Annotated in this window: 6 protein-coding genes; 3 read left to right on the top strand and 3 right to left on the bottom strand. The window is 28.3% G+C overall.

All coding sequences use genetic code 11. The features are described 5' to 3' along the window. Positions 1-150: 150 nt before the first annotated feature. From DAD81_RS20520 to DAD81_RS20510, 3 genes are read left to right on the top strand one after another with little or no spacing between them, the layout of a single operon-like run. Entirely contained in the window at positions 151-1,389 is a 1,239-nt protein-coding gene (locus DAD81_RS20520; protein WP_245949385.1) for a tyrosine-type recombinase/integrase, read from the top strand. A 7-nt stretch (positions 1,390-1,396) separates the two neighbouring features. Beyond that, a complete protein-coding gene (locus tag DAD81_RS20515) occupies positions 1,397-2,170 on the top strand; it encodes a hypothetical protein (protein WP_111710347.1) in 774 nt (257 codons plus the stop codon). After that, on the top strand, positions 2,148-2,675 hold the full coding sequence (locus DAD81_RS20510) for a hypothetical protein (RefSeq protein WP_111710344.1): 528 nt from the start codon (positions 2,148-2,150) through the stop codon (positions 2,673-2,675). The genes DAD81_RS20515 and DAD81_RS20510 overlap by 23 nt, the downstream gene beginning before the upstream one ends. 450 nt (positions 2,676-3,125) lie before the next feature. Here the strand turns inward: DAD81_RS20510 and DAD81_RS20505 are convergent, their stop codons facing one another. From DAD81_RS20505 to DAD81_RS20495, 3 genes are all read right to left on the bottom strand, one after another. Continuing rightward, positions 3,126-4,601 carry a hypothetical protein gene (locus DAD81_RS20505; protein ID WP_111710342.1) on the bottom strand — a complete coding sequence of 492 codons (1,476 nt, stop codon included), beginning with the start codon at positions 4,599-4,601 and terminating at the stop codon, positions 3,126-3,128. A 154-nt stretch (positions 4,602-4,755) separates the two neighbouring features. Beyond that, positions 4,756-5,496, bottom strand: a complete 741-nt coding sequence (locus tag DAD81_RS20500; protein WP_111710340.1) for a hypothetical protein — start codon at positions 5,494-5,496, stop codon at positions 4,756-4,758. 62 nt (positions 5,497-5,558) lie between these two features. Next, entirely contained in the window at positions 5,559-6,020 is a 462-nt protein-coding gene (locus tag DAD81_RS20495; protein WP_111710339.1) for a hypothetical protein, read from the bottom strand. Positions 6,021-6,509: the final 489 nt, after the last annotated feature.

The raw sequence follows: 6,509 nt of genomic DNA, 5'->3' as shown, positions 1-6,509 counted from the left end.
GGATTCATAACCCGGAGGTCTCCAGTTCAATTCTGGATCACGCTACAAAGCAAAAATTGAAGAAACAAACGGTTTAGATTGATCTAAACCGTTTTTTTTATGTTCAATTTAAATGAAATTCTTAACTTTGAGTGCCAAAATGAACACGTTTTGGAACACGATTTGAAAATGAAAAAGAATTTTTCCAACCCCAAAATCTACACTGCCAATGGTGATTTAAATAAGCGTTGGTATGTCTATTTTTCTTTTAGAAATCCTGAAACAGGAAAATTACAACGGATGAAAAACATCTATGGTAAAACAAACGTTTACAAAACCAAAGAAGAACGTCTTTCTGTCTTAACAGCTTACCGTAAGAAATTAGTACAACTTTTGAAAATTGGGTATAATCCATTTAATGATAATACCAATTTATATATCCAAAAAACTCAAAATAAAAAGATCCAGCCAATAGAAAAAGAATCTCCAAAAGTTATTGAACAAGAAAAGAAGATGACTTTAAGGGAAGCCTTTGATGTTGGTCTAAAAATAAAAGAAAACTTAGTTAGTTCTCGAACTTTTAGAACTTACGAAAATCGGGTTAAAAATTTACTAATATGGTTTGAGAAAAATCGTCCAACCATAAAATACATAGATCAGATAACAAAAATGGATTTAGTGCAGTTTTTAAATGAAGAATTATATAGAACTAGCGCAAGAACAAGGAACAATTATAGATTAGATTTAGGAAGTATATTTCAATCTTTAGTGGATAATGATATTATTGAAGCAAACCTTATCAAAAAAATCCCAGTTTTAAAATCCATTCCAGAGCGAAATAAAAGCTATACAGCTGAAGAGCAGGAAAAAATCTTTGGCTATTTAGAAGAAAATGACCCTATACTCCTACTCTTTATTAAATTTATTTCATTCAACTTATTAAGACCTATTGAAGTTTGTAGGTTAACCATTGGTGACTTAGACTTGAAAAATAGAACAGTTCGATTTAAAGCTAAAAATAGCCCCTTAAAAACAAAGTTGATACCTGAGCTATTATTAAAGGATTTACCTGATCTATCAAAACTGGATGCTAACTTACTATTATTTACACCTGATAAAATTGGAGGAGAATGGTCGGCCGAAGTTAACAATAGAAGAGATTATTTTAGTAAACGATTTAAAAAAGTGGTAAAAAATCACTTTAAATTGGGAATTGAATATGGAATGTACAGTTTTAGACATACTTATATTACAAAATTATTTAGAGAGCTTGTGAAAAATTCTTCACCAACCGAAGCTGAAGGTAAACTGATGTTAATAACAGGACACGCTTCTATCACTGCACTACGTAAATATTTAAGAGATATTGACGCAGAGTTACCAGAAGATTATTCAGACTTGATTAAATAGTAATAATATGATCCAAAATTCTTTAGATACATTTTATAATGAGCTGGTAAAAACTCTTTTCCATGATGTAATATTTTATATACCTAGTAAAATTATCCCTATTGATGTTCTTAAGAATCTTGAAAGTCAAATTCCACCACATTTTTTAGATGAAATTTCTTTATTAGATGTCTATTATGGTTTTGGAGAATTTGATTTAACAGAATTTAATGAGAGACTTATAAAAAAACCAAAGCTATTTGAGAATAATATCTTTTATCTTTTGGGAAAACAGAATGAGCTTAATGCTCCTGAATTTATGTATATACTTAACAAATATATGGATAAGGTGGAGTTTTATTGTGCTATTGTGAATTGGCTAAGCATCAATTTAAAAACCTTTAATCGTGATTTAAATTTTGGAACTATTGGAATATTCGAAATTCAAAATGAAATTTACAAAACACACTTTATAGAATTGATAAATTGTTTTTATCGTGAAGAAGAATTTCTTTTGAAACAATATTATGACCTTTCCGAAATAATTAAAATTTATATTCCTGACCTTATTTCAAGAATAGATCAATATAATTTAGAGGTTCCTATTAAATCTACTGCTGAAGTTTTAAGACAAGATGAAAAAGTACAATTAGATAAGAATAAAACTAAAAAATCAACGAACAAATCGAAAAAGAGAATAAAAAAAGAACCTCTTATCTCTGAAAAAGAAGCAGAAAACTTTTTATTAACTAATGTTTTTAATATTAAACTGAATTGCAATGGCAAAGAAACAACGAATTAAAAATGAAGACCCATCTATAAATTTTCGATTATCACCTGAAATGAAAAAATGGGTTATTAATGAAGCTATTTCTAAAAATGTAACTGTCTCAAATTACTTAAGAAACCATTTAGAAAAGTTTATTGATGGAACCTTATATGATGAATTTAACCAAAGTGATGATCATCTTCCATTTTTAAAATCAATTGAGTTTTTACAGTTAATTACTTTTGTATTTAGTAAAAGGGAAAATAGCAAATGTACTTCAACTCAAGAGCAACTAAGTGAATATATCAAAACGATTAAGCAAATGAGTAACGAGGATTTACCTTCAAAAATCATATCTGAATTTGACAAAGTGCTAATGGATCTAATTAAGGTGAAAAATGAAAATAAAAAACTTTCTTATGTTCATTTTGAGTTTTGTAAAACCTCTTACCTTGATACAAGCTTTAAATATAAATTACTAGAGAAGTATCTTTTAAATGAAGTAAAAGCAATACCGCAATATTTCATTTATAGTTAGTGTAATATATTTGTGATATTTTTTGTAATTATTTTGTGATAAATAATTATCACAAAATAATCACTTGTTGAAAATACAAATTAAAAATAGTAAAACCCCTATTTTATATAGGCTTTATCATGTTTAAGTTAAAATAAAACTGTTGCAACAAAAATTAAATCTGTGATACCTTAAAATATCAATTGCTTTTTCAATTTTACGTTCTTGGGACTTAATATTTCCTAAATTATCCAAAATTTCTTTTTCCAATACTAAAATCGGAAATGTAAATCGAAATACTATATCCTTCTTTTAAATATACTATATAAATAGTATCACGAATCTTAATAAATATATTCTTTTTATTACAAGAAATTCATAAAATTGAAATTCAATTTTACGATTGCAATTGAAAAATACATATTATATATAAACACATATTAGGTTCTAGCACTCCTTTGTACATAAAGGCTATTTCATAGTTGCAGCTAATTCTTGCATAGTTTTATAAATCCCTTGAATTCTCGGTGAATTACAATTTCCTAAAACTTCTTTTTCTAAATTCTGAATAGCCTTTAAACGATATAAAACAGCATCTCCTGCACCCAATACATTCTGGTTTTGATGTCCAAAAAATATTTCAGACATAACTGTTAACCCCTTCTGTCTATCAAAGTTTTTATAAATGTTTAAATACTTATTATCTATAAATACTGTTGTAGGAGCGCCAATTTGAGGCCCAGTATGTTTAATACCGGTATTAGGATCATAACTCTGTTCAAAAGTTGTTGTTGTTATTGATACAGTGTTGGCTAAAAGCTCTTTGCAATTTTCTCCATACATGATTAAAAAATCGACGTAAAACATTTTGAATAAGCGATCATAATGTTTCAAAGGCTCTAGGTCTTTTTTTTCTAAATGGTGAAGAACATCATTGTAAGTACTTAAAATAGGGCCTTGATAACCTGTATATCTAAAGTTGGATTCGTTAACTCTCCACATATCAGCTATTCCTCTCCTGCTTGCTCGAATATCTTTTATCGCCTTTAAAGTACAATCTTGTCCATCCCTACATTTATAGTTAGGAGGTAGATAGTCCAACGTAAAATTAATTTGTTCTACTTCTGGACATTGTTTAGCATATTGTTGTGCAGCCCTTCTAGCAACTAGGTTATAAGCAGCCATATCTTCTATTCTTTTATAATAACGTTTTGATTCGCTGTCTGCAAAAACTGGAGCAATATGTAATGTTGGCTTAGCTTCGCATGAACCATTGTAATTTACTGCTAATAATTGGTTGGTGCCAAAATCTTTTTGGTATTTAGATTTTGAAGAATCTGTATTTATTGATATTTTATAGTTTTCGTCAATACTATTAAATCCATTTTGTAATTCCCAATTATTTACTTTTTTTAGAGTACCAGTATACATTTGTGGTTTACCATCTTGTCGAACATGCAATTTTATAATTATAGACTCTAATTCGTCACATTGATCTTCAAGCCCCTTAATTAAAGTGCTGAGTACTCCGCGAATAGGCAGATCTTCCGTGTTTTTACTTTGTTTAAATTTATCAATAGAAGTATTGCGATTATAATCAAACGTACCTTTTAACACCAATTGCTTTGCGCAGGCCCCTTGAAATTCTAAAAAAATATCATTTGATGAATTACGGGTAGGACTAGTATCAACAATGTTATTAACCTTTGCGGAAAAACCTTTAGGCCCCTTATACCCGCTGTGATATTTAGTTATCTTCTGAAATACAGCTTTAAACCCCTGTTCTTCATAATTTAGAAGTGTATTACTTGGGATTTCCCAAATTTTTTCTTTTTGACTTTGGGCTGTTACAGAATAAAAAATACTTAAAAAAAAGAAAAATTGAATAAAAATATTACGATTAAAAGCGAAATAATTTTTATTAATATTAGTGGCTTGGTCTTTCATATGATCGGTTATTTTTTAGCTAAATAGTCTTTACCCAAAGTACAATTTTTTTTCTAAAATTAGAAGAAGAAGTTCTTTACTCAATATTCCATTGGTTCAGTATGGTTTCATATGATGTGGTAAAGTCGTAATTGTCTATATTATTAGCCTTTTGTTATTTTTTCAATTTTTCTTCAATCTTTACTATATAAATTTTAGCATCTCTTTTATAGTTTTTTAAATCTCTTAAAAACTGCCTTATATAAATCTTGAATGTTCCTACTTTTCTTTTGTATTCATCATCATAAAAATATTGAAACATATCTTTATTGTATTTAAATGATAACCAATCAGTATACCAAGAATGCCTCTCAAATTCCAAGATATTTTGGAATTCCAACTTACTCAACAACTCCATATCCCCATCAAAAAAAAGTTTGTATTTTGAATGATTATCTATGATACTTGAAATAAGTGTGTCTTTTTCTAAATTTGAATTTACTGATATACTTTTTAATAATTCGACTCCTTTATGCTGCATTTGATATATTTCAAAACCGGCAATTACTATTGGAATAGAATAATAATTTTTATAATTGAGTTTAGTTATTGAATCTAAACTAGATTGTAAATTTTCTCTTTCTAATATTTTTAATAAGGTAGTATTTCTTAATTCAAGTAGTTCTATCTGTCCTGAAATTTTTAAAGTGTCTTTTATTAAATCTTCTTTTACAATACTCAATATACTATTTAATCTGGCTTTTTCATTTTTGATTTCATTCCAATTGTCTATTTGAAGAGCAATCAAAATACCGAGAACGACTAGAATAATTTCTCCAATTGCATAAATCAGATATTTACTGAATTTATTTTCAGTAAATAATCGTTGACGAATTTTTTGAAAGAATTTTATCATTGGTTAGTGGTTTGTCAATCGGGCTACACCTCCTGAATTTAATATTGTCCCAGCTATTATTTTTACACTTTGTTGTGGGTAGTTATTAGTTCATTCAGTTTCTTAAAATATTCATTTTTATTGAATTCAAAATCCTTAAAATCAGAATAATCCCAAAAATTCGTAGAATTTTTACTCATATGAATTTGTTCAAATCCTGTCCAAATAACGGTATCTTGTTTTTCAATTACGTTAATCATAAAAGTCCAACAACCTCGCGCACCACAGTCGCAATCAAGTATATCTGATTTATCTTCCTCTGAATTTTGTTCATCTTCGGAATTTGTCAAGTTTGCAAAAAGAACATTTGGATCAAGTCCGTCATAAGCTCCCGCTATATTTTCACTACCTTTTTCCACTAATGTCAGTTCATAGTCTTTTAATGAATCAATCAGGTTTCTACCGTCAATTATTATTTGCGTTGAAAATGTTGTGTAATTATCATTAATCACGTCTTTTCTTATTTCAAAATTTAGCTTATTCATATCAAGTTTTGATTTCTATCCATACTCCGTTTACCAATATTTCAAATTTGCCCCATACAGGATTTCCAATTTCTCGTCCTTTTACTCTTACTAGCTCTATTCAATCGTGTTGGCAATTTTCCAAAGGGCCTGGTATTTATACTACATCTTCAGAGTCATTTTTTAATCCATCAACTAAATTACAGATTTTTTTCTGCCGTTTAAAAGGCGAAAAAATAGTTTGAACTAGGTCAGTTTTTAAATTGTAAGTTCATGTAAATTTACATTATTTTTCCGATAGGATTTGTATTTGATGTTAGGGTTCAAATGTACTTCTGTTGGTTTTCTCAGTTCCAGGTTAAAATGTGTTCTTAGATTGTTATAAATATATACTGCTTGATCCGTTATTTTTTGAGCTAAATCAGGATTAATATACGATGACACCTATAGAAGTACTTTTGTGAAAATTAATCAATTTTTACTTGTTTTTTACCACAGTACTTTGTTGTA

Origin of the sequence: Lutibacter citreus, assembly GCF_003260195.1 — a bacterium.
Classification (GTDB): domain Bacteria; phylum Bacteroidota; class Bacteroidia; order Flavobacteriales; family Flavobacteriaceae; genus Lutibacter; species Lutibacter citreus.
This window is presented reverse-complemented; position numbering and strand designations above follow the sequence as displayed.

Coding starts and splice junctions, on each gene's coding strand:
- DAD81_RS20510 (WP_111710344.1), top strand. CDS start 2,148: ATGGCAAAGAAACAACGAATTAAAAATGAAGACCCATCTATAAATTTT.
- DAD81_RS20505 (WP_111710342.1), bottom strand. CDS start 4,601: ATGAAAGACCAAGCCACTAATATTAATAAAAATTATTTCGCTTTTAAT.
- DAD81_RS20500 (WP_111710340.1), bottom strand. CDS start 5,496: ATGATAAAATTCTTTCAAAAAATTCGTCAACGATTATTTACTGAAAAT.
- DAD81_RS20495 (WP_111710339.1), bottom strand. CDS start 6,020: ATGAATAAGCTAAATTTTGAAATAAGAAAAGACGTGATTAATGATAAT.
- DAD81_RS20515 (WP_111710347.1), top strand. CDS start 1,397: ATGATCCAAAATTCTTTAGATACATTTTATAATGAGCTGGTAAAAACT.